Genomic DNA, 23,222 nt, shown 5'->3' with positions numbered 1-23,222 from the left:
AACCGCCCGGATCCGTGACTTGGTGCCGGTCACAACATCGAACCGTCACACCTTGGTACACATCACGGGTCAGGGTACGAGTCAGGGTCATGGTGGAGACGTCACGCCTCGGTCGCCGCGTTCCGGTTGGCGAGGGCCGCGGTGAGTGACCGCGCGGCCTGCCCGGCGCGGGCGCCGTACCCACCACCGAACGCGGCCGCGTGGGTGAGCAGCGGGTGGAGTTGGTGCAGTGCCACGCGGTCACGCCAGCCGTCGGCGAGCGGGAACACCTCGTCGTACGCGGCCACCAGCCGGTCCAGGTGCGGCGTACCGAACAACGCCAGCATCGCCAGGTCGGTCTCCCGGTGCCCGCCGTGTGCGGCCGGGTCGACCAGCCGTGGCTCGCCGTCCAGCGCCCAGACGATGTTGCCCGACCACAGGTCGCCGTGGATCCGGGCCGGCGGCTCGGGCTGACCGGCGTGGTCGTCGATGTGGTCCAGCACCGCGCAGATCGCGTTCGCGTCGTCGGCCAGCAGCCGGCCCCGGTTGAACGCGGTCCGCAGGTAGGGCTCGACGCGGTTGCGGGCGTAGAACTCGGGCCAGGTGTCGGTCGGCTCGTTCGGCTGCGGCAGCGCACCGATGTAGCCGTCCGCCTGCCCGCCGAACACCTTCGCGCCGCTGCGGTGGGTGATCGCGAGTGCCTGGCCGAGCTGTTCGGCCGCCTCCGGCGTGGGCCGGCCGGCCTCCAGCCACTCCAGGACGAGGCACTCCTGGCCGACGCCGAGCACCGCCGGGATGGCGACCGCGCCCTCTCCGGCCGCGGCCAGCCATCCGAGGTGGGCGGCCTCGGTGGGGAAGAAGTCGTCGGGGGCGCCTGGCCGCGCCTTGACGAAGACGCTGCGGCCGTCACCGAGCCGGGCGCGGGTGGCGACACAGACGTCGCCGCCGGCGACGGGGTTGGTTGCCACGACCGTGGTGTCGAGGAGCTCCTCGACGTGCTGAGCGATGCTTGCCTGCCGAGCCATTGCCCGATAGTAAGACCTGTTGTCTCACTTTGCGTAGGCGGGCGAGGTTGATCGCGTGACGATCAGTCGGTGGTCCTGAGCACTGAGGCGAGTTCCGCGACCAGTCCGGCGGCCGCTACCTCGACCATCTCGAGCACCTCGTCGAACGCCTCGCCACCGGCGGTGTAGGGGTCCGGGATCTCGCCGACGTTCCTTCCGAACCAGCCGAACAGTCCCACCCGGTGCCCGTCGCCCGGCCCGGCGAGGCGGCGCAGGCCGTCGAGGTTGGCGTCGTCCATGCCGAGCACCAGGTCGCGGCCGGCGAACCAGCCTCGGTCGAACTGCTGGGCCCGGTGCGCCGACACCTCGTCCCGGTCGTACCCCGAGGCGACCAGTACGCGAGCCGAGCGGGGGTCCATCTCCTCGCCGACGTGCCAGCCGCCGAGGCCGGCACTGTCCACCCGGACCACGGTGAGCCCGGCGTCGGCGAGCTGTCGTCGTACGACCACCGCCGCGATCGGTGACCGGCAGATGTTGCCCAGGCAGACCAGGCTCAGGTGGTACGCGGACGGGTCGCGAGGTTGAGGAAGCTGCACGGTCCCAGGATGCCGACCGGCCCGGTCGCCCGTGGGTACGGGGTCGGCCGGGCCGGTCATGGGTCAGGCGTACTTCACTAGTGGGTCAGGCGTACGTCACTCGTCTTCGTCCTCTTCTTCGACCGCGTCCGCGTCACCGCGGGGCTGGTCCTCGCCGAGGATCCGGTAGATCTTCGACCTGGCCTCGTGCAGCGTGTCGACGATCCGGGCGAACTGGTTCTCGTCGGCCACCTGGGCGCCCTGCATCGCGGCGGCGGCCAGGCCCATCCCGGCGTTCCGCAGTTCGTGCCACGGCGAGTCGGCGGGCTCGGCGAACTCCTCCCACGGCGCCTGTCCCTCGCGGGTGGCCACGTGTTCGCGGCCGGCGTCGGTGAGGGCGTAGGACCGCTTGCCGCCCTCCTCGGTGGAGGTGACCAGGCCCTCGTCCTCGAGCAACTGCAGCGTGGGGTAGATCGAACCCGCGCTGGGGCGCCAGGCTCCGCCGCTGCGTTCGGCGAGTTCCCGGATCATCTCGTAGCCGTGCATCGGCCGGCCGGTGTCGGCGAGCAGGTGCAGGATTCCGGACCGGACGTCGCCGCGGCGCGCCCGCGGCCCACGGCCGGGCCCGAACGGCGGACCCCAGCCGCCGCGACCCCAGCCGCCGGGACCGCCCGGGCCGCCGAAGCCGAAGCCGCCGAACCCACCGGGACCGAAGCCGCCGGGGCCGAAACCACCGCGTCCCCGGCCGCCGCCTCCGCGGCCTCGCCCACCGCGGCCGCGACCTCCGCCGCCGCGTCCTTCGTGTTCTCCGTGCTCTCCGTGTGCGCCGTGGAAGTGGCCACGGAAGTGCTCCGCCGGGTCGCCGGGGACGTCGTACTCGCTGCCGGCGTCGCCGAACTCACCGCTCGGGTGTGGGCCGGGCGGAGGCGGCTCGAAACCGGTGGAGCCGAACGGGCCGAACCGTGCGTGCCCGAACGGCCCCCGGCCCTCCGGGCGTCCCGGGCGTTCACCTCGTCCGGGTCCGAACGCGCCGGCCCCGAACTTCGCGAAAGGTGTGCTGTGCCGAGTCATGTGATCTCTCCTCAGGTCTGGCGACGTGTCGCCGAGTGTCGTTCGATGGTTCACGATATATCGCCGATACGACGGCGACAAGACCTGAGTGAAGAGATTCGGACCGTCGGCATCGGGTCAGGCAAGGCTCAGGTGGAACCCGGAGCCGCCGCCTCGAGGTCGGCGACGGTGCCCGACATGACCGTCCGGACGTGTTCGGTGAGGTGCTGGAGCGGCCAGTCCCACCACGCCACCGCGAGCAGGCGGGCGATGTCCGCCTCGCTGTGGCGGTACCGGATCAGCCGGGCCGGGTTGCCGCCGGCGATGCCGTAGTCGGGAACGTCGTCCACCACGACCGAGCCGGAGGCGACGATCGCGCCGTGCCCGATCCGTACTCCCGGCATCACCATCGCCCCGTAGCCGAGCCAGACGTCGTGCCCCACCACCGTGTCGCCGCGCCCGGGCAGGCCGGTGATCTGGTCGAAGTGCTCCGCCCACGAACCACCCATGATCGGGAACGGGAACGTCGACGGGCCGTCCATCCGGTGGTTGGCGCCGTTCATCAGGAACCGAACGCCCGTACCCAGGGCGCAGAATCTGCCGATCACCAGCCGCTCCGGCCCGTAGTGGTAGAGCACGTTGCGGGTCTCGAACTCCGTCGGCTCGTCCGGATCGTCGTAGTAGGTGAACTCGCCGACCTCGATCAACGGCGACGTGACCAGCGGCCGGAGCAGCACCACCCGCGGCTGGTCCGGTATCGGATGCAGCACCGTCGGGTCGGCGGGCACCGGCGGCACCGGCGGCACCGGCGGCGTGGATGGCGTGGATGGTGTGTCGGGCATGGGGCTCCCCTCGGTCACGGCACGAAGTCGCCATGATCGCGAGAGCGCGGCCGTTCGGGCCACCGAAATGCGCGGGGTTCCGGCCGGTCAGGACTCCTCGACGCGGGGACGCCGGAAGCCGGGATGCCCGGCCGGGAGTGAACGCCTCAGCACCCACGCGCTCACCGCGACACACGCCGCGACCAGCGGCCAGGTGAGCGCGGCCCGGGCGGCGGCCAGGGCCACCACCGCGTCGGCGGCGTACAGCGCGCCGAAGACGCTCACCCGTACGGCGTACTGACCGACCCACACCCAGGAGGCCATGCCGTACGCCCGCAGCAGGTCGGGGTCACGTCGCCAGCCCCCGCGCTGCCGGAGCGCGGTGCCCACGACGATGCCGAGCAGCGGCCGGCGAACCACGATGCTCACGATCCAGGCCAGCCCGCTGGCGGCGTTGGTGGCGAGTTGGACCAGGAAGAAGTCGGCCGCCCGGCCGGTCCGCAGTACGACCACGGCGGCGACCGCGACCCCGAGCAGTCCGAGCAGGACCGCGCGCGGCCGGGCACCCCGCGACCACCGGTAGGCCGCCACCACGACCCCGACTGCCAGCGCGGCCGCGACGCCCCAACCCACCGAGTTGCCGGCGAGCAGCCAGCCGGCCACGAACGCGACCGGCGGCAAAGTGGCGTCGACGGAGGCCTCCCAGCCGCCGAGCACCCGGGCCAGCGAGTCCGGTTCGTCCGAATGGTGGGCGTCGCGCTCGTCGCGCTCGTCGACCTCGCCTGCCTCGTCTGCCCGCACGTCACCAAGCGTGCCTGATCGCCGGGCAGACGGGGCCGCCGGTGGTCACGGAGGAGCGCTTCGACGTGGTGCAGGATCCGGGCGCCGTATCCCGCCCGGCAGACCCTATGGTGAGGAGCATGACCGATCCGTCGACCGGACCTCGCCTGCGCAGAGCCCTCCAGGGCATCCCGTCGTACAAGCCGGGCCGACCGGCCGCGGCGGCCACCGACCGGCCGACGTACAAGCTGTCCAGCAACGAGAACCCGTTCCCGCCGCTGCCCGCCCTCGTCGAGGCCGCGCACGAGGCCAGCCGGGTGATGAACCGCTACCCCGACCTCGCCTGCGGCCGGCTGGTCGGCGCGCTGTCGGACCGGCTCGACGTCCCGCCCGGTCACTTCGCCACGGGTACGGGTTCGGTGGCGCTCCTCTACCACCTGCTCCAGGCGACCTGCGAGCCCGGCGACGAGGTGGTGTACGCCTGGCGCTCGTTCGAGGCCTACCCGATCGCGGCCCAGGTCGCCGGCGCCACCCGGATCGAGGTGCCGCTGACCACCGGAGCCCGGCACGACCTTCCGGCGATGGCCGCCGCGATCACCGAGCGGACCAGGGTCGTGATCGTCTGTACGCCGAACAACCCGACCGGCCCGGTGGTCACGCACCAGGAGCTGGCCGACTTCTGCGCGCAGGTCCCGCGCGACGTGCTGATCGTGGTCGACGAGGCCTACCTGCAGTTCGTCCGTGACCCGGCGGCCGCCGACGGGCTGGCGTTGTACCGCGAGTACCCGAACGTCTGCGTGTTGCGGACCTTCTCCAAGGCGTACTGCCTGGCCAACTTCCGGGTCGGGTACGCGATCGCACACGACCCGGTCGCCGAGGCACTGCGGGTGTGCACCCCGCCGTTCGCGGTCTCCAGCGTCGCGGAGGAGGCGGCCCTGGCGGCGCTGGCCTGCGAGAACGAACTTCTGGAACAGGTCGAGGTGCTGGTCAAGGAGCGCACCCGGGTGGCCGAGGGGCTGCGGGCGCTCGGCTTCGACGTACCCGCGACCGAGGCCAACTTCAGCTGGCTTCCGCTCGGCGCCGACACGCAGGCGTTCGCGCGGGCGTGTGAAGAAGGTGGCGTCGTGGTCCGGCCGTTCGGCGACGAGGGGTGCCGGGTGAGCGTCGGCGAGCCGGCCGCCAACGACCTCTTCTTGGAGCTCGCCGGACGCTGGGCCGCCCGAACCGCCTGACGCGGGTCCGCCGGCACCTGTCCCGACCGCCTGCCTGGCCCGGCGTGGCTCCTTGCGAGTGTGGGCGCCGCAGGTGGGTAGGCGGAGTTCATGGGCGTCTCCGCAGACCTGTGCGGGCTGACCCGTGACCAGGACGGGCCCGCGCTGCGGGTGACCGCGCTCGTTCGCGACCGGCGGCACCGGATCCTGCTGCTGCGGCGGCCCGACCGGGCGCCGTGGCCCGGCACCTGGGAACCCGTCGTCGCCGACGTACCGGTCGGTGCCACCATCGGTGAGACCCTCCATGACGCGGTGGCCCGGACGACCGGCTGGACCGTCCGCGGGGTCGAGCCGATGCTGGACGGGCCGTCCGGATCAGGTCGTGGGGGCCGGCCGGTCCGTCGCGAGCTCAGCTTCCTGGTCTCCGCGGCAGAGCCCGCCGCGATGCCCGACCCCGCCCCGGCACCGGACCTGGGACCGACCCCGACTCCCGTCCCGGCACCGGACCTGGCCGGCACCGACCACGACGCGTTCACCTGGGCCGGTCTCGGCGACGCCGGATGGCTGCGGTCGCCCGCGACCGTGGCCGACCCCGGCCTGGCAGGAGTCGTGGTGAAGGCCGCGCGTACCCGGCTGACCCGACGGCTGCGGCTGGAGCCGGTCGGACCCGAACACGGGATGGACCTGTGGCGGCTGCACGCCCGGCCGGAGGTGGCGGGGTGGCTCGGTGGCGCGTGGACGCAGGAGTCCACGCGGCGAAGCGTGCTGCGCCTGCGCGCCGGCTGGGACGCCGCGGGGTTCGGTACGTGGGTCGCCTACGACCGTGACGACGGCGAGCTCGTCGGCCGAGGTGGCGTCGCTCCGTACACCCTCGACGGCCGTTCGACGCACGAGGTGGGGTGGACGGTACGCCCGGACCGGTGGGGCCGCGGTTACGCGACCGAGATCGGTACGGCCGGTCTGGTGCTCGCGTTCACCGAGCTCGGTGCGCGGGAGGTGGTCGCCTTCACGGTGCCGCACAACACGCGTTCACGTGCGGTGATGGACCGGTTGGGAATGCGCTTCGCCCGTGAGGTCCCGCACGCCGGGATGAGTCACGTGCTGTATGTCGTACGTCCGGCTGCGGTGGCGGTGCCTGGCCAGGTTCGGCCAGAAGCTCAACGGAGCTTGGCGGTCTCACCCGGGCATCGCGGTTTCTCCGGTGCGCGTGGTTGTTCGAACCGATTATCCTGAGGAGGTCTCAGCTTCCTGGCCGGATCGCCCGTGGAGGGGCGGCGTTCTAGATCCGGCGACCTTCTTCCGAAACGCACTCGGTGAGGAGTGGCCTGCCCGACAATGCCATCAGATACCTCGGCGGCGACTGTCGCCAACCAGCCCAACCAGCCCGGTACCACCAACAACTCCAGATCCCGACTCCGTAGCCTCGACTCCCTGTGGCGGTTGCGGACCTACCTTCGGCCCTACGTCGGCCGACTGATCGTGATGTTCGCCGCCGCACTCGTCGGTGTCGGCGCGAGCCTGTCGATCCCGCTGATCACCAAGCACATCATCGACGGACCGATCGCGCACCGTGACTCCCGCGGCCTGGTCCTGCTGGGCGTCCTGGCGGTCGTACTCGGACTCGTCGAGGCGTTCCTCATCTTCCTTCGTCGCTGGATCCAGTCCGTGGCCGTGCTCGGCCTGGAAACCGAGATCCGCGACGACATCTACGCTCATCTGCAGCGACTGCCGATGAGCTTCCACGGCGGTTGGCAAAGTGGCCAGCTGCTGTCCCGGATCACCACCGACCTGTCGATCATCCGCCGGTTCCTCGGCTTCGGCGTCATCTTCCTCATCACCAACGTCGTCCAGCTGAGCGTCGTCACGGTGTTGCTGTTGCAGATGTACTGGCCGCTGGGCCTGCTGGTGGCCGTGTCCGCGGCGCCGGTCATCGTGATGTCGCTCCGGTTCCAGAAGCGCTACATCCGGATCTCCCGTGCGGTGCAGGACCAGCAGGGCGACCTCGCGACCGTGGTCGAGGAGGGCGCGGTCGGGATCCGGGTCATCAAGGCGTTCGGCCGCCGGCACCACATGTACGACACGTTCGACGAGCAGGCACGCCAGGTCTACGACACGTCGATGGACAAGGTGCGGCTGTCGTCGAGGTTCTGGACGTTCCTCGGCTTCGTCCCCAACCTCACCCTCACCTTCGTCCTGCTCTTCGGGGCACTGGCCGTCGGTAAGGGCGCTCTGACGCTCGGCGACCTGGTGGCGTTCAGCACGCTGGTGCTGCAGCTGGTGTGGCCGATCGCCTCACTGGGCCAGATCCTCGCGATGGCGCAGGAGGCGATGACCGCCTCCGACCGGGTGATGGAGGTGCTCGACACCGAGCCGGCGATCGCGGGCGGTTCGGACGAGGCGCCGCGGGCGGCCGGTCACCTGCGGCTGGAGGGGGTGGGCTTCCACTTCCCCGACGACGACGCTCCGGTGCTGCACGACGTGTGGCTGGACGTCCAGCCGGGCGAGACGGTCGCGATCGTGGGGGCGACCGGTACCGGCAAGACCACGTTGACGTCGCTGGTGCCCCGGCTGCACGACGTCACCGCGGGCCGGGTGACCATCGACGGGCGCGACGTCCGCGACCTCACCCTCCCGGCACTGCGCTCGATCGTGGCCACGGCCTTCGAGGAGCCGACGCTGTTCTCCATGAGCGTGCGGGAGAACCTCACGCTCGGTCGCACCGATGCGACGGAGGAGGAGGTCCACCAGGCACTCGAGGTCGCGCAGGCGAAGTTCGTGCACGACCTGCCGTGGGGCCTGGACACCCGGATCGGCGAGCAGGGCCTGTCGCTGTCCGGTGGTCAGCGGCAGCGGCTGGCGCTGGCCCGGGCGGTGCTCACCAAGCCGAAGATCCTGGTGCTCGACGACACGCTGTCCGCGCTGGACGTGGAGACCGAGGCGCTGGTGGAGAAGGCGTTGCGGTACGTGCTCGCCGAGGCCACCGGCATCGTGGTCGCCCACCGGGCGTCGACAGTGCTGCTGGCGGACAAGGTCGCCCTGCTGCAGGGCGGCACGGTGACCCACGTCGGCACCCACCAGGAGCTGCTCGCCGAGGTTCCCGCCTACCGCGAGTTGCTCGGCCAGGACGCCGACACCGACCTCGAGGCGGAGGAGGTGTACTCGTGACGACCCAGACCCAGACCACGACGCAGACCTCCGGCGACGAGGCCGACGAGAACCAGAAGACCGCCGGCGCCCAGCCGGTGGAGGAGCAGGGCTGGCGCGGTGTCGCGTCCGAAGGACAGGACGACATCGGCGACAAGGCGTCGGTGTTCCTCCGGGAGCGATCCCGGAAGCTGCTCGGCGATCTGCTCCGTCCCTACCGCAAGCTGATCGCCCTGCTGATCGTGGCGGTGGTGGTCGAGAACGCCGCCCGGCTGGCCATCCCGTACCTCGTGAAGGTGGGCATCGACCGCGGCATCCCGCCGCTGGTCCACAACGAGGGCGCCACCACGCTGGTCACCGTCGTGGTGGCGCTGGTGGTGGCCGCGGTCACCCAGGCCGTCACCCGGCAGTTGTTCCTGCAGCTGTCCGGGCGGATCGGCCAGGAGGTTCTGCTCCACCTGCGGCGACGGATCTTCAACCACTTCCAGAAGCTGTCGCTGTCGTTCCACGAGAAGTACACCTCCGGTCGGGTGATCTCCCGCCTGACCTCCGACATCGAGGCGATCTACGAGCTGCTGCAGTCCGGCTTCGACAGCATGGTGAGCGCGGTGCTCACCCTTGTCGGTACGGCCGTCCTGCTGCTGATCCTCGACGTCAACCTCGGCCTGGTGGCGCTGGTCCCGATCCCGATCCTGCTGTTCTTCACCCAGTGGTTCCGGAAGAAGTCCAGCATCGCCTACCGCAAGACGCGGGAGACGGTGGCGGTCGTCATCGTGCACTTCGTGGAGTCGATGGGCGGGATCCGCGCGGTGCAGGCGTTCCGCCGCGAACCGCGCAACCAGCAGATCTTCGAGGAGGTCAACGCCAACTACCGCGACGCCAACATGCAGGGCATGCGGTTGATCGCGGTCTTCATGCCGGGTGTGAAGGCGATCGGCAACGTCACCGTGGCGGCGGTGCTGTTGTACGGCGGCTGGCTCGCGTTCCACGACGCGGTGACCGTCGGTGTGCTGGCGGCGTTCCTGCTCTACCTGCGGCAGTTCTACGAGCCGATGCAGGAGATCAGCCAGTTCTACAACACGTTCCAGTCGGCCAGTGCCGCGCTGGAGAAGCTGTCCGGTGTGCTGGAGGAGAAGCCGGAGGTGGCCGAGCCCGCCAAGCCGGTCAAGCTCGACAACGCCCGCGGCGAGGTGCACTTCGACCACGTCGAGTTCGGGTACGTCGAGGGCCGGCCGGTGCTGCCCGAGCTGGACCTGCGGATGCCCGCGGGCCAGACGGTCGCGCTGGTGGGTGCGACCGGCGCCGGCAAGACGACGCTGGCGAAGCTGCTGTCCCGCTTCTACGACCCGGTGAAGGGGAGCGTGCGCCTGGACGGGGTCGACCTGCGCGACCTCGACGAGGCCACCCTCCGCACGGCCGTGGTCATGGTGACCCAGGAGAACTTCCTGTTCACCGGAACGGTCGCCGACAACATCCGGTTCGGGCGGCCGGACGCCACGATGAAGGAGGTCGTGGCGGCGGCGCGGGCCATCGGCGCGGACGAGTTCATCGAGGCGCTGCCGGACGCGTACGACACCCAGGTGGGCAAGCGCGGCGGCCGGCTGTCGGCCGGGCAGCGGCAGCTGATCGCGTTCGCCCGGGCGTTCCTCGCCGACCCGGCGGTGCTGATCCTCGACGAGGCGACGTCCAGCCTGGACGTGCCGAGCGAGCGGCTGGTGCAGCGGGCGCTGCGGACGATCCTCGCCGACCGTACGGCGCTGATCATCGCCCACCGGCTGTCCACGGTGGAGATCGCCGACCGGGTGCTGGTGATGGAGCAGGGCCGGGTGGTCGAGGACGGGTCGCCCAGCCAGCTGATCGAGCAGACCGGCCGGTTCGCCGACTTGCACAACGCCTGGTTGGAGAGCCTGGCCTGAGGGCCTGAGCTCGGCGCGGCCCCTCGGGCCGGCCACGGCAAACGAGAATGGAGCCGTCTCCCTGCGGGGAGGCGGCTCCTTCTCGTTGCACCACCAACCCGTCGTTGTCGGGCATAGCCCCGCAACCCGGCATAGCCCGCAACCTGGCGTTGACACCCGTATCCGAACCATCCGAACTATCCGGGCGGTTCGAGCGAGTGACTGGGGGTGGGTGCAACCTCGGGTCGACCCGTGTCTCGTCACGGTCGGTGTGCGCGCGCGAACTGTTCGGCGGCTCGTTGTGGCACAGGCGTTCTTCCCATGCACTCGACGTGACATCGAGTGGGAGAATGACAACATTCCGGTTACCGGATTGGCTATCCGATGGCCGGTCCCGGTAGCGTCAAGGGCCGAACTACCCGTCAGGGGTGGACCGGCCCGCACGGGTGTCTCCGACAGGCGCCGCAGGGCGCAGTTGCGTTCGTGCTGTCGATCGTCGTGATCGACTCCGGGGGCGCCGGTCGACTGTGACCGTGTGAACGCACGCGACCCGCGTGTGTCAATGTGCGGTTGACGAACCCCGAGTGCTTCGCCGAGCCCGGCCGTAGAGCCGTGTGCCACGTGGTGCGATCGAAAAGATTGGGAGCTCGTGCACGCAGTACGTGCCGAAAAGATCTACAAGGTCTTCGGGCGTCGTGCAGACGATGCCGTTCCCCTGCTGGAGCAGGGCAAGGAAGCCAAGGACGTGCGCCGGATGGGCGTCACGCCGGCCGTGATCGACGCGTCCTTCGCCGTCGACGAAGGCGAGATCTTCGTCGTGATGGGGTTGTCCGGCTCGGGAAAGTCCACGTTGATCCGGATGCTCAACGGACTCCTCACTCCCACCTCCGGCAATGTCTACCTCGGCGACACCGAGTTGAGTGGTCTTTCCCCCAAGCGGTTGCGTGCGGTCCGGCAGGAGAAGATCAGCATGGTCTTCCAGCACTTCGCGCTGCTGCCGCACCGCACCGTTCTGGAGAACGCCGCCTACGCGCTGGAGGTCCGCAAGCTCGGCAAGACCGAGCGCGTCGACCGGGCCCGCGAGGCGCTTTCCATGGTGGGGCTGGAGGGCTGGGAGGACCACCTGCCGACCCAGCTCTCCGGCGGGATGCGGCAGCGCGTCGGCCTGGCCCGCGCGCTCGCCGCCGGCACGGACATCTTGTTGATGGACGAGGCGTTCAGCGCACTCGACCCGCTGATCCGGCGTGAGATGCAGGAACAGCTGCTCGAACTCCAAGCCCGCTTGGGCAAAACGATCGTCTTCATCACCCACGACCTGAACGAGGCGATGCGTCTCGGCGACCGGATCGCGATGATGCGGGACGGCCGGATCGTGCAGATCGGCACGTCGGAGGAGATTCTTCAGGACCCGGCGAACGACTACGTCGCGCAGTTCGTGCAGGACGTGGACCGCTCGCGGGTGCTCACCGCCAGCGCGGTCATGGAACCGCCGGTGGCGTTGGTGCGGGCCAAGTCCGGCCCGCGGCAGGCGCTGCGGGTGATGCGGGAGAACCAGGTCGGTGCGGCGTTCGTCGTCGACCGCGACCGCCACCTGGTCGGTGCCGTGCGTGACAGCGTGGTGGCGGAGGCGACCCGTACCGGCAAGGAGTCCCTGGAAGGACTGACCAACGCCGACGACGTCGTGTCGGTCGGGCCGGACGTGATGCTCGCCGAGCTGCTGACTCCCTCGGCGGAGGCGCCGGTGCCGCTCGCCGTGGTCGACGACGACCGGCGGCTGCTGGGCGTGATCCCCAGGGTGACCCTGCTCGCCGCGCTGGGCAGCGGTCCGCACGCGTCCGATCTCAACGGTGGGCAAGCCCATTCGGACGGGGAGCAAGCCGGTCCTGACGGCGCGCAAGCCGATCCTGACGGCGCGCAACCTGGAATTGACGCCAAGCCCGCCGGCAGCACCGGCACGGACACCGAGGAGGTCAGGCCGTGAGTCTGCTCGCCACGTTCTCGATCCCTCGCCTGCACGTCGGCGAGCTGTTCGCCGGTGCCGTCGACTGGCTGGTGAACAACCTCAGTGCGGTGTTCGACGCGATCGGCAGCGCCGTCGGGTTCGTCGTCGACGGCCTGGCCGGGTTCTTCAACGCACCCGTGATCGTGGGGCTGGCCGTGGTGTTCGGCCTGCTCGCCCTTGCCCTGAAGGGCTGGAAGTGGGGCGCGGCCGCCTTCGTGGTGGCCATGGCGCTCGGCTACGCCGCGGCCTTCGGTGGACTGCCGCCGGCGATCGTCCTCGCAGTGGCCTTCGGCGTACTCGGTTTGGCCCTGCGGGGCTGGAAGTTCGGCCTGTTCGCGGTTCTGGCGTTCCTGCTCATCGACAGCATGGGCTTGTGGAAGCCGACCATGGACACCCTGGCGCTGGTCCTGGTCGCCAGCGTGGTCGCGGTGGTGTTCGCCATCCCGATCGGTATCGCCGCGGGGCAGAACGACACGGTGAGCCGGATCGTCAAACCGGTGCTGGACTTCATGCAGACCATGCCGGGGTTCGTCTACCTCATCCCGGCGATCTTCCTGTTCGGCGTCGGGGTGGTTCCCGGCGTCGTCGCCACCGTCATCTTCGCGATGGCGCCCGGCGTACGCCTGACGGAGCTGGGTATCCGCCAGGTCGACCGCGAGGTCGTCGAGGCCGGTGAGTCGTTCGGTGCGCCTCCGGGACGCATCCTCGGCCGGATCCAGATCCCGCTCGCCCTGCCGACGATCATGGCCGGCATCAACCAGGTGATCATGCTGGCCCTGTCCATGGTCGTGATCGCCGGGCTGGTCGGCGCCGGCGGTCTGGGCGGCAAGGTCTACACCTCAATCTCCACCATCGATCTGGCAGGCGGCTTCGAGGCCGGCCTGGCGGTGGTGGTGCTCGCGGTCTACCTCGACCGGCTGACGGCCTCTCTCACGAGTCGTTCGGCAGTGGTCCGTGCGCAGTCGGCCGCCGGAAACCGATGACTTTCCGGCAGCGCTGACACCCGACCATACGGGGCACTCGCGTGTCGTCTGGCGCGTGACGTGAACTACCTGACGACGAAAGGACTGTTGAACCGTGCGAACTGGAGGACTGTGGCGTCGCCTCGCGGTGGCGCTGGCGGCACTGGTGGCGACCACCCTGGTGGCCGCGGGCTGCGGCACCATCGGCGGCGCGAACAACGCCGGCGGTGGCGAGAAGAAGGAAACCACGCAGGCGAGTGGGCCCGGCAAGGGCAAGACGATCCGGATCGGCTGGATCCCCTGGGACGAGGACGTCGTCACCACCCACCTGTGGAAGCAGGCCCTGGAGAAGAAGGGCTACAAGGTCGAGATGGTTCAGCTCGACCCGGGTCCGCTCTTCGCCGGCCTGGCCAAGGGTGACGTCGACCTGTTCCTGGACACCTGGCTGCCGACTACCCACAAGACGTACTGGGACCGCTACGGCAAGAAGCTCGAGGACATCGGCGTCTGGTACGACAACGCCACGCTCGGCATCACCGTCCCCAACTACGTCAAGGACGTCAAGACGATCGGGGACCTGAAGGCGAAGTCCGGCGAGTTCGGCGGCAAGATCACCGGCATCGAGGCAGGTGCCGGGCTGACCAGCACGACCGAGAAGAAGGTCATGCCGGCTTACGGTCTGGACAACTTCCAGCTGGCCAAGTCCTCCACGCCGGCCATGCTGGCCGAGCTGCAGAAGGCCATCAAGGCCAAGAAGCCGATCGTGGTGACCCTGTGGCGTCCGCACTGGGCCTACGCGAAGCTGCCGATCCACGACCTCAAGGACCCCAAGGGCACCCTGGGCAAGGGCGAGCAGCTGCACGTGGTCGGGCGTGAGGGCTTCGGGAAGGACTTCCCCGAGGTCAAGAAGTGGATGGCCGACTTCAAGATGAACGACCAGCAGCTCGGCACCCTGGAAGACGTCGCCCTGAACCAGAACAAGGGCAACGAGGACAAGGGCGTGTCCGACTGGTCGAAGAAGAACGCCGACTTCGTGGACGGCCTGACGAAGTAGGTCTGCCGCCTCGACGTGAGGCGTACCGGCCTTCCGGTAGCTGTGCGGCGCCCGGTCCCACCGACGTGGTGGGCCGGGCGCCGCTTTGCTGTCAACGACCCGTTGCCCCCGTCTCCCGGAGTGCAGTCGCCGGCAATTCGAGGGCTGTTTGGACAGTTCTGCGCCGGAAAGCTAGAGTTGCCCTGATAAAGGCACCAGGAAGTGCTGATAATCTTTCGCGGGCCCGCAGGTGTGCGCATATTCTTTCCGTTCCATACGGTCTGCGCCATCACCGGATTACTCGCCGCATTTGATGTGGTGAAGGTCACTTTCTTGCGGTGCGCACCGACTTGGAATGATCTCGCCGCTCATGGAAATCTAGGCGGCGTCGTGGCGAATCCTGCGCGGTTTCGCCAGCTACATTCCGGTGCTGCGCCGAGCAGTCGTGTCCCATCGCGCCGACTGCCCGCGGTTGTCCGTACATAAGTCGAGACCTAGTCACACAAAAGCGACAAAACTTCAGGTTTCGTGACGCCGGCGGCCTGCCAATTCGGGCCGCGCGCGGTCGGGGGAGATCATTCCGCAGCGGTGCAGAACGATTTGTCCCGATCGAAAGGTTTTGCTCTTGTCTGGGCTGCAAAAATTCTCGCAGAGTGCTCGTCGAAAGATCGTCGTGGGAGTAGTTGCCGCGGCTCTCGTGGTGGCCGGAGTCGCCGCGGGCGGCCTGGTCCTGGCCAACCGGTCCGAACCGACGCCGGCGACCGCGTCCGTGAACGAGCCGATCAAGGCCACCAAGTCGGAGACGTCCAAGGCCGCCGCCCGTGGCGCCGACCGGAAGGCCCTGCCGACCGCGACTCCGAAGGCCACCGCGACCAAGACCGCCAAGCCGACGCCCAAGCCGACGCCCAAGGCGACCAAGAAGGCCGCGAAGAAGGTTGAGAAGAAGAAGGTCGTCAAGAAGGCCGAGAAGAAGGTGGTGAAGAAGACCGCCAAGCCGACGCCCAAGGTGACCAAGAAGGTGAAGAAGACGGTCAAGAAGGCTGCGGCCCCGGCCTGGAAGGTCCTGGAGACCAAGAGTGGCCCGGGCACCTTCTTCGGTGACGCCTCGGAGTACCAGCCCCTCGCCTGCGGCGGCAACAGCCGGACCACCACCAAGGGCGTGGCCCTGTGGAAGATTCCCTGCGGCACCATGGTGCGAATCACCAGCAAGCAGACCGGCAAGAGCGTGATCGCTCCGGTCGCCGACCGCGGCCCGGCCAGCTGGACCGGTGCGGTGATCGACATGCTGCCCGACACGTGGGACGCGCTGGGCGTCTCCCGCGGCCAGGGCCGCCAGGAGGTCACGTACGAGGTCCTCAGCAAGTAGGACTACCGCCTCACCGCTGGTGGCGCGCGCACGTGGCGTCATCGGTAACGTTCCGACGGACCCTTCCCGTACCGGGGAGGGTCCGTCGGCGTCTGCGGGTACGCGCACACGTGTGTGGCTGAGGTGGCGTCGCGCAAGCTGAAGTTGACGTCAGTTCTTCTTGTGGGTAAGGGTTTCCGGCGCACACTAGTCGATCTTGTTCGATAGAATCGAACGCATGAGCGACGGCGATGAGTGCTTCGGCGAAGGCCTGGGTGATGAGCCCGGTGCTCGTCGGGTGCTGCCGGCCGGGTTGGCGGACCTGCCGCCCGGTCCGCAGCTGGTTGTCGCGCTCGCCTCGGTTGACCGTGCCGCGTGTAACGGGTTCGAGCTGGAAGAGCTGTTGATGGCGCGGCGGCGGCTGGTCTGCTGGCTGGAGGCGGAGTGTCTGGCCGATGTGAACGAACTCGCCCACACTCCTTCCGGGATGCGTGACGAACCGGCCGAACGCACATCCACGCCGGACCCGTTCACCCCGGAGGTTCTCGAACCGCTGCTGGGCTGGACCGGTCACCACGCGCACTGGGTCGTCGCGATGGCCACCGCACTGCCACGGCTGCCCCGCACCCGGGAAGCACTCGCGACCGGGAAGTTGGAGCTCACCGACGCCCGCACCATCGTCGACCGCATCACCGACGCCAAGCCCGACCTGTGGGACGCGATCGAGGCCGCGCTGTTTCCCAGGGTGCTGGACCTGCGCGGCGGGTTGCTGCGGGCGAAGGTGGAGGCTGAGGTCGTCAAGGCCGACCCCGAAGCCGCCGCCAAGCGGCACAAGGCCAAGCGCTCGGAGCGTGACGTGGCGATCTGGCCTGCCGTCGATGGTGTCGCGGATCTGTCCATTCGCGGTCTGTCCGCCGACCAGGCAGCTGAGGCGTTCGGCTCCCTCGACGCGATCGCCCGGGCGGTCAAGTCCACCGGCGACTCCCGCACTCTCGGCCAGTTGCGCGCGGACGTGGCCGCCTCCCTGCTGACCGGCAACGCCGACATCACCGACTGCCCCGCTCCCGACCACACCGATCAGGACCAGGCGGAGCAGACCGAAGACGAGACCGTGCCGAGTGAGGCCGACAACGACCAGGGCGCGCGGAGCCACGCGGGCAAGGGGCACTGTGCCGTTCACCGGTTCCCCGACCACGACCTGCACTACGACTGGTGCGAGTGTGGCGACTGCTCCCCGGTTCCTGTGGCCAGGTGCACGGTGTGCGGCGCCGCCGCGAACGGCACCCCGGTCCACGACACCGCCGCCCACGACGCCGCGAAGGACGTAGCCGCGGAGAAGACCAACGCTGCCGACAGCGACACTGCCACCACCGGACATTCCGCTGCGGGACAGATCCCGCAGCAGAAGCGCCGACCCGACGAGTCGACATTCCCACCGCCCGGCGACACCGGCCCGCCGACAGATAGGACGACCGCACCCCCACAACCCGGGCCGCCCTGGACCTCCTCGCAGCGGAGCTGGGGTGGGATACGAACGCGGGCGAAGATCCAGCTGAATGTCCCGTTGACCACCCTGATGGGACTCAGTGCCCAGCCCGGTGAGCTCGGCGGGTTCGGACCCGTCATCACCGAGGTCGCCAGCCGCCTGGTCGCGAACAACCTCACCAACCCCGAAGCCCGATTCACCGTGGGTGTCACCCACCCGGTCACCGGACGGCTATTACACCTGCATCCCATCCCGACCAGGTTCCTGCGCGGACTGCAAGCCGAACTGGTGCATGCCCGCGACCAGCGTTGCGTGTGGACCACCTGCCGCAGATCCGCAGCCACCTGCCATCTGGACCACAACACCGAACACGCCGACGGCGGGGAAACCGCCGTGGACAACATCGCACCCCTGTGCCCCCGGCACCACAAAGCCAAAACCGAACGCGACTGGAAACTCGAACAGACCGGGCCGGGAGAGCACAGGCTCACCGACCCCTACGGCCGGCAATACCGCAGCGGAGCACCATCCCTCACCGACCCCGCACCACCCGAACCGGCACCCGCCACCTCGAACACGAGGACGGCCGAGGATGACCTACCGCCGTTCTGAGGGCGTACGCCCAAACCGGCACGCCCGGACCGCACGCCGGAAACCTGGCTCATCCGGACCGGCTGGCCGATAGTGGCGCCCCGGACCCGAGCCGCCGCGCCGGGCTGACAGAGTGGACGGAGTGCTAGGCAGCGGTGGGAGATGATCCGCGGGATGCGACGGAGGAGTCCGGTGACACGTGACGGTGGCGAGGCCGAAGCGAGGACGAACGCGATTCCCGACGAGCCGGCTGTCGGCCAAGGTCATCAGGTCGGGCGTTCTCCTGATGCGTGCTCGATCCTGTCCGCGACGTACGACGAACCCATCGCCGGGTCGGCCGCGACCGCGACGACCTGGCTGTGCATCGAGCAGCCCGGACCCTACGGCGCGGACGCGCTGGTGGAGAGCCACCTCGACGTCGAACTCGGCCGTGAGCTCGCGGCTCGGTCGAAGGGCACCGGCGTACGCATCCAGTTGATCCGCAGGCCCGGACGGCACGCCGACGCGCATCCGCCGGCGACGCTGCCGGGCGGACGGCGGGTGTTCGTGGCGCACACCCGTCCCGGGGCGACCTGGCTTCGGGCGGCACTCGTGGAAGACCCCCGGTCGCTGCTCGACCTCGACCTCGCGGCGCTGGCCGCGGGGGAGGAGCCACTCGAGTGGGGCGCGCGGGTGGAGGGGCCGGTGCTGCTGGTGTGCAGCAACGGCCGGCGCGACCTGTGCTGCGCGCTCGTCGGCCGTCCGCTGGCCGGTGAACTCGCCCGGCGCCACGCCGCCGACGTGGCCGACTCGACGGGTGGCATCTGGGAGACCACGCACACCGGCGGCCACCGGTTCGCGCCGACCGCTGTCCTGCTGCCCACCGGCTACCTCTACGGCCGACTGGACGTCGACTTCGCCGAACACGTCCTTGCCGAGGCCAGGGCCGGACGGATGGTGACCGAACGCTGCCGCGGCCGCTCCACCTGGACGGCACCAGGTCAGGTGGCCGAACTCGCGGTACGTGAGCGGGCCGGTGAGGCCGACCCGGACGCCGTACGGCCGGAGCCCGAGGCGCCGGGCGCCGATGCCCGGGGGTGGCAGGTACGCGTGGTCGTGGACGACCGGGCATGGACCGTCACCGGCCGGGAGGAGACCCTCCGCCCGGACCGCAAGACCAGCTGTGCCAAGGCGCCGTTGACACCCACCGCGCACGTGGTCACCGAGGTCAGCGAGGCCGAGCCTGTCGGCGTGGGCACCACCTGAGCCGTACATGCCGAGCCGTACATGCCATCTGAGCCGTACGTACGGGTGAGGCGTACGCGCGCCCGCGTCGGTCAGTCCTCGCGGGCGTGCGACCCGGCGTTCAGCACCCGGGCGGGAGCGATCGCCGCGGCGAACTCGTTCGCGTGCTCCGCTACCCACGCATGCGCGGCGCGGACGTCCTCGACCGCCGCGGCCGCAACCTCGTCACCGGCCCCGGCGGCATCGGACGCGGCCAGCCCGCGCCAGCAGCGGTCCTGCCACCACAGAATCGTCTCCACCAGCTCGGCACGGTCCCTCGGCAGCAGGGCGTACGCATCGGCGATCAGGGCCACCAGCCTCGCCGGACCGGCGGCGCTGGCCCGGCGCGGACCGAGGTCGAGGAACTGCCAGCACACCAGTGCGACGTCGTGCACCCGGCGGCCGGGGCCGGCGAGATCCCAGCCGACGAACGCGTACGGACGCAGCCCGGCCTCCTCCTCGCGGTAGACCGTGGTGCGCGGCGCCAGGTCGTTGTGGCAGGCGACCTCCTGGTCACCGGCCAGGTGGGTACCCGCGGTCAGGTCGTGGAACTGCCGGACCAGCTTCGCCACCCTGACCAGGCTGTCCTCCGACCAGACCGGCGGCGGCTGGGCGGCTTCCCACGCGACGTGCCCGTCGAGCCGGCTGAGCACCTCGCGGCCGTCACTGCCGCGGAGGTATCGAGGTGCGCCCGGCCAGTCGTAGTGGCCGAGGTGACGGAGAAGATCGTGGACGTACGAGGTGCCAGGCGCCGGCGCCGTCCCCGGGTCGGTGTCCTCGACCCGGGCGGCCTCGGCGCGGTGGCGACCCGCTGAACTCTCGGCGACCATCCCGACAGGGTGCCCCGCCCACGTCGCGACGCGCTACCCCGGCTCGCCTGCCCGGCCGCCTCGTCCCGTTCGCGCGAGGTCACGGACACAGTCCGAAACGCCTCAATCGTCCGGAGCCGTTCCGTAGGCCCCAAGAACCCTCCCATTCCACGCGTACGACGTAAATCCGGACGAACATCACCGGGAAACGGTCGTTGCGGCGCCGGCGCTCCGGTGAGGGGGCAAGCTGGGGACATGACCGATGCGTTCGTCTTCGATGCCGTCCGCACGCCCCGGGGCAGGGGAAAGCGGGGTTCGCTGCACAGCGTGAAGCCGGTGACGCTGGCCACGACCGTGCTCACCGCGCTGGCCAACCGTGCCGACCTGGACACCGCGCGGGTGGACGACGTGGTGTTCGGGATCGTCACGCCGGTGGGCGAGCAGGGCGCGGACCTCGCCCGGACCGCGGTGCTGGTGGCCGGTTGGGACGTCGGCGTGCCCGGCACCCAGCTCAACCGGTTCTGCGCGTCCGGGCTGGAGGCGGTCAACCTGGCGGCGCAGAAGGTCGCGTCCGGCTACGACGACCTGGTGGTCGCCGGCGGTGTGGAGTCGATGTCGCGGGTGCCGATGGGTTCCGACGGGGGCGCGTGGTTCATCGACCCGGAGACCAACCTGAAGACCGGTTTCGTACCGCAGGGCATCAGCGCCGACCTGCTGGCCACGCTGGAGGGCACCGACCGCGCGGACGTCGACCGGTTCGCCGCGACGTCGCAGCAGCGGGCGACGCTGGCCCGCGAGAAGGGCTACTTCGACCGCTCGCTGGTCCCGGTCGTGGACGTTAACGACGAGGTGCTGCTGGACCAGGACGAGGCGATCCGGCCGGAGACGACCCCGGCGGGACTGGCCGCGCTGCCCGCGAGCTTCGCGAAGATGGGCGCGCTGGGGTTCGACGCGGTGGCGATGGACCGCTACCCCAGTGTGGAACGCATCCGGCACGTGCACACCGCGGGCAACTCCTCCCAGATCGTCGACGGCGCCGCCGCCGTACTGATCGGCAGCGAACGCGCCGGCCGCGACCTCGGCCTGACCCCGCGTGCCCGGATCGTCAGTGCCGCCGCCGTCGGCACCGACCCCACGCTGATGCTGGTCGGACCTGGCCCGGCTGCCCGCCGCGCTCTTGACAAGGCCGGGTTGACGCCGAGTGACATCGACCTGTACGAGGTGAACGAGGCGTTCGCCGCGGTGGTGCTGCGGTTCATGCGGGAGCTGGACCTCTCGCCGGAGATCGTGAACGTCAACGGTGGCGCGATCGCGCTCGGCCATCCGCTCGGCGCGACCGGGGCGATGCTGGTCGGCACCCTGCTGGACGAGCTGGAACGCCGGGACCTGCGCCGTGGCCTGGTGACGCTCTGCGTGGGCGGCGGCATGGGCGTGGCCACGGTGATCGAACGCGTCTGAGCCACAATTACTTCCGTCCGTGTGTAGAGCGGACCGGTCCGGCTCCGACCCATCGGTGACAGCGCCCCGGTCGGGACTCGGAACGCCGGGGCTCGGAGCCGAGGGGCTCGGAACCAAGGAGTACGCAGATGAAGTACATGCTCATGACGTTCGGCGAGGCGGCCGGGATGATGGCCGCCAAGTCACCGGAGTGGATCAACGAGATGATCGACTTCATGCGAAAGGTCGACCAGGACCTGCGCGAGTCCGGTGAGCTCGTCGACGACAACGGTCTCGCCGACGGCAGCACGGCGAAGACCGTCCGGTGGCGCGACGGCGTTCCGGTGCCGACCGACGGGCCGTTCGCGGAGTCCAAGGAGTCGCTGGTGGGCTACTGGATCGTCGACGTGGAGAACGAGGCGCGGGCGCTGGAGATCGCCTCCCGGATCGTGGCGTTCGTGCAGGCGCCGATCGAGGTCCGTCAGGTGATGGACGCCCCGCCGGAGATGTGAGCACCGCGACCTCGTGAGAACCGCGGACGTTCCCGGCCGCCTGGAGGACCTGCTGCGTGATCTCGCGCCGCAGGTCCTCGCCGTCCTCGTCCGGCGGCACGGCCAGTTCGACGCCTGTGAGGACGCCGTGCAGGAGGCACTGATCGCCGCCGCGGTGCAGTGGCCGGCCGACGGCCTGCCGGACAGTCCGCGGTCGTGGCTGGTGACCGTGGCTTCGCGCCGGTTGGTGGACGAGTGGCGCAGTGACAGCGCGCGCGTACGGCGGGAGGAGGCGGTTGCCTCGCTGGCTCCGTTCGAGCCGGTGGAGGCGGCGGACCCGGCGGACTCGGCCGGCCAGGCGCTGCCGGCCGACCACGACGACACCCTCACGTTGCTGTTCCTGTGCTGTCATCCGGCGTTGTCCGCGCCGTCGCAGCTCGCGCTCACCCTGCGCGCCGTGGGCGGCCTGACGACCGCGGAGATCGCGCGGGCGTTCCTGGTGCCCGAGGCGACGATGGCACAGCGGATCAGCCGGGCCAAGCAGCGGATCGCGGCCGACGGCGCGCGCTTCGTCCTGCCGCCGGAAGGTGAACGGGAGGCACGGTTGCAGGTCGTGCTGCACGTGCTCTACCTGATGTTCAACGAGGGCTACACCGCGTCGTCGGGTCTGCGGCTACGGCGGGCCGACCTGGTCGCCGAGGCCGTCCGCCTCACCCGGCTGTTGCACCGGCTCCTGCCCGCGGACGCCGAGGTCGCCGGCCTGCTGGCGTTGATGCTGCTGACCGACGCCCGCCGGGACGCGCGCACCGACGACCACGGTGTCCCCGTGCCGCTCGACGAACAGCGCCGCGACCTGTGGGACGCCGCCCAGATCGCCGAAGGTGTGGCGCTGATCAGCCGGACGCTCGGCACCGGCCCGGTCGGTGCGTACCAACTGCAGGCGGCGATCGCGGCCGTGCACGACGAGGCGGCCACCGCGCAGGAGACGGACTGGCCACAGATCCTCGCGTTGTACGACGTACTCGAACGCGTGCTGCCCGGTCCGGTGGTGACCCTCAACCGGGCGGTCGCACTCGCCCGCGTGCACGGACCACGGGCCGGACTCGCCTTGCTGGGCACGCTCGCCGGGGACGAACGAATGGCCCGCAACCATCGGTTGACAGCGGTGCGCGCCCATCTGCTGGAACAGACCGGCGACCTCGCAGGTGCTCGCGACGCGTACCTGGACGCGGCCCGGTCGACCGCGAGTGTTCAGGAACAGCGGTACCTCGCGCAGCGGGCCGCCCGCCTGGCGCCCGGACTCCCGCCGGCTACGCCGGTTGCCGGTGAAGGTGTGTAGCCGGG

General features: G+C 70.2%; 19 protein-coding genes. 13 read left to right on the top strand and 6 right to left on the bottom strand.

The features are described 5' to 3' along the window. Positions 1–101 precede the first annotated feature (101 nt). The 5 genes from F4554_RS31320 to F4554_RS31300 form a co-directional block, all read right to left on the bottom strand. Entirely contained in the window at positions 102–1,004 is a 903-nt protein-coding gene (locus tag F4554_RS31320) for a fructosamine kinase family protein (protein WP_179791180.1), read from the bottom strand. Positions 1,005–1,066: 62 nt separating this feature from the next. Then, a complete protein-coding gene (locus F4554_RS31315; protein WP_179791179.1) occupies positions 1,067–1,639 on the bottom strand; it encodes a low molecular weight protein-tyrosine-phosphatase in 573 nt (190 codons plus the stop codon). 36 nt (positions 1,640–1,675) lie between these two features. Further along, on the bottom strand, positions 1,676–2,629 hold the full coding sequence (locus tag F4554_RS33345; RefSeq protein ID WP_179791178.1) for a PadR family transcriptional regulator: 954 nt from the start codon (positions 2,627–2,629) through the stop codon (positions 1,676–1,678). A gap of 128 nt (positions 2,630–2,757) precedes the next feature. Further along, positions 2,758–3,450: a CatB-related O-acetyltransferase gene (locus F4554_RS31305; RefSeq protein ID WP_179791177.1), complete on the bottom strand. Its 693-nt coding sequence runs from the start codon at positions 3,448–3,450 to the stop codon at positions 2,758–2,760. Between the two features lie 87 nt (positions 3,451–3,537). After that, positions 3,538–4,230 (bottom strand): DUF3159 domain-containing protein, encoded by a 693-nt coding sequence (locus F4554_RS31300; RefSeq protein WP_337796279.1) that lies wholly within the window; start codon positions 4,228–4,230, stop codon positions 3,538–3,540. 119 nt (positions 4,231–4,349) lie between these two features. Between F4554_RS31300 and hisC the strand changes: the two genes are divergently transcribed. The 10 genes from hisC to F4554_RS31250 all read left to right on the top strand — a co-directional run bounded on the left by hisC (position 4,350) and on the right by F4554_RS31250 (position 19,123). Then, positions 4,350–5,441: a histidinol-phosphate transaminase gene (gene hisC, locus F4554_RS31295; protein ID WP_179791176.1), complete on the top strand. Its 1,092-nt coding sequence runs from the start codon at positions 4,350–4,352 to the stop codon at positions 5,439–5,441. Positions 5,442–5,531: 90 nt separating this feature from the next. Continuing rightward, positions 5,532–6,653 (top strand): GNAT family N-acetyltransferase, encoded by a 1,122-nt coding sequence (locus F4554_RS31290; RefSeq protein WP_179791175.1) that lies wholly within the window; start codon positions 5,532–5,534, stop codon positions 6,651–6,653. 102 nt (positions 6,654–6,755) lie between these two features. After that, positions 6,756–8,585, top strand: a complete 1,830-nt coding sequence (locus F4554_RS31285) for an ABC transporter ATP-binding protein (RefSeq protein WP_179791174.1) — start codon at positions 6,756–6,758, stop codon at positions 8,583–8,585. Then, positions 8,582–10,480, top strand: a complete 1,899-nt coding sequence (locus F4554_RS31280) for an ABC transporter transmembrane domain-containing protein (RefSeq protein ID WP_179791173.1) — start codon at positions 8,582–8,584, stop codon at positions 10,478–10,480. Before F4554_RS31285 ends, F4554_RS31280 begins: the two co-directional genes overlap by 4 nt. 628 nt (positions 10,481–11,108) lie before the next feature. Then, entirely contained in the window at positions 11,109–12,440 is a 1,332-nt protein-coding gene (locus F4554_RS31275) for a betaine/proline/choline family ABC transporter ATP-binding protein (RefSeq protein WP_179791172.1), read from the top strand. Further along, positions 12,437–13,444 carry an ABC transporter permease gene (locus F4554_RS31270; protein ID WP_337796278.1) on the top strand — a complete coding sequence of 336 codons (1,008 nt, stop codon included), beginning with the start codon at positions 12,437–12,439 and terminating at the stop codon, positions 13,442–13,444. The genes F4554_RS31275 and F4554_RS31270 overlap by 4 nt, the downstream gene beginning before the upstream one ends. Positions 13,445–13,538: 94 nt before the next feature. Continuing rightward, complete coding sequence (locus F4554_RS31265; protein ID WP_337796277.1) at positions 13,539–14,477, top strand: glycine betaine ABC transporter substrate-binding protein; 939 nt, start codon at positions 13,539–13,541, stop codon at positions 14,475–14,477. A 652-nt stretch (positions 14,478–15,129) separates the two neighbouring features. Beyond that, positions 15,130–15,822, top strand: a complete 693-nt coding sequence (locus F4554_RS31260; RefSeq protein WP_179791171.1) for an RlpA-like double-psi beta-barrel domain-containing protein — start codon at positions 15,130–15,132, stop codon at positions 15,820–15,822. A 217-nt stretch (positions 15,823–16,039) separates the two neighbouring features. Further along, complete coding sequence (locus F4554_RS31255; protein WP_179791170.1) at positions 16,040–17,899, top strand: HNH endonuclease signature motif containing protein; 1,860 nt, start codon at positions 16,040–16,042, stop codon at positions 17,897–17,899. A gap of 171 nt (positions 17,900–18,070) precedes the next feature. Beyond that, positions 18,071–19,123 (top strand): sucrase ferredoxin, encoded by a 1,053-nt coding sequence (locus F4554_RS31250; protein ID WP_337796276.1) that lies wholly within the window; start codon positions 18,071–18,073, stop codon positions 19,121–19,123. A 71-nt stretch (positions 19,124–19,194) separates the two neighbouring features. Here the strand turns inward: F4554_RS31250 and F4554_RS31245 are convergent, their stop codons facing one another. After that, on the bottom strand, positions 19,195–19,971 hold the full coding sequence (locus tag F4554_RS31245; protein ID WP_179791168.1) for a trifolitoxin immunity protein: 777 nt from the start codon (positions 19,969–19,971) through the stop codon (positions 19,195–19,197). 234 nt (positions 19,972–20,205) lie between these two features. On the opposite strand from F4554_RS31245, the gene F4554_RS31240 reads away from it, so the two are divergent. From F4554_RS31240 to F4554_RS31230, 3 genes are all read left to right on the top strand, one after another. Further along, positions 20,206–21,408 carry an acetyl-CoA C-acetyltransferase gene (locus F4554_RS31240; RefSeq protein ID WP_179791167.1) on the top strand — a complete coding sequence of 401 codons (1,203 nt, stop codon included), beginning with the start codon at positions 20,206–20,208 and terminating at the stop codon, positions 21,406–21,408. 128 nt (positions 21,409–21,536) lie between these two features. Then, positions 21,537–21,899: a YciI family protein gene (locus tag F4554_RS31235; RefSeq protein WP_179791166.1), complete on the top strand. Its 363-nt coding sequence runs from the start codon at positions 21,537–21,539 to the stop codon at positions 21,897–21,899. Between the two features lie 13 nt (positions 21,900–21,912). Beyond that, on the top strand, positions 21,913–23,217 hold the full coding sequence (locus F4554_RS31230; protein WP_179791165.1) for a DUF6596 domain-containing protein: 1,305 nt from the start codon (positions 21,913–21,915) through the stop codon (positions 23,215–23,217). Positions 23,218–23,222: the final 5 nt, after the last annotated feature.

This window comes from Actinopolymorpha rutila, from assembly GCF_013407855.1.
GTDB lineage: Bacteria > Actinomycetota > Actinomycetes > Propionibacteriales > Actinopolymorphaceae > Actinopolymorpha > Actinopolymorpha rutila.
Note: the sequence above shows the minus strand (reverse complement) of the source record. Positions and strands in the feature narration are given on the sequence as shown.

Coding starts and splice junctions, on each gene's coding strand:
- F4554_RS31320 (WP_179791180.1), bottom strand. CDS start 1,004: ATGGCTCGGCAGGCAAGCATCGCTCAGCACGTCGAGGAGCTCCTCGAC.
- F4554_RS31315 (WP_179791179.1), bottom strand. CDS start 1,639: ATGACCGGCCCGGCCGACCCCGTACCCACGGGCGACCGGGCCGGTCGG.
- F4554_RS33345 (WP_179791178.1), bottom strand. CDS start 2,629: ATGACTCGGCACAGCACACCTTTCGCGAAGTTCGGGGCCGGCGCGTTC.
- F4554_RS31305 (WP_179791177.1), bottom strand. CDS start 3,450: ATGCCCGACACACCATCCACGCCATCCACGCCGCCGGTGCCGCCGGTG.
- hisC (WP_179791176.1), top strand. CDS start 4,350: ATGACCGATCCGTCGACCGGACCTCGCCTGCGCAGAGCCCTCCAGGGC.
- F4554_RS31290 (WP_179791175.1), top strand. CDS start 5,532: ATGGGCGTCTCCGCAGACCTGTGCGGGCTGACCCGTGACCAGGACGGG.
- F4554_RS31285 (WP_179791174.1), top strand. CDS start 6,756: ATGCCATCAGATACCTCGGCGGCGACTGTCGCCAACCAGCCCAACCAG.
- F4554_RS31255 (WP_179791170.1), top strand. CDS start 16,040: ATGAGCGACGGCGATGAGTGCTTCGGCGAAGGCCTGGGTGATGAGCCC.
- F4554_RS31245 (WP_179791168.1), bottom strand. CDS start 19,971: ATGGTCGCCGAGAGTTCAGCGGGTCGCCACCGCGCCGAGGCCGCCCGG.
- F4554_RS31240 (WP_179791167.1), top strand. CDS start 20,206: ATGACCGATGCGTTCGTCTTCGATGCCGTCCGCACGCCCCGGGGCAGG.
- F4554_RS31235 (WP_179791166.1), top strand. CDS start 21,537: ATGAAGTACATGCTCATGACGTTCGGCGAGGCGGCCGGGATGATGGCC.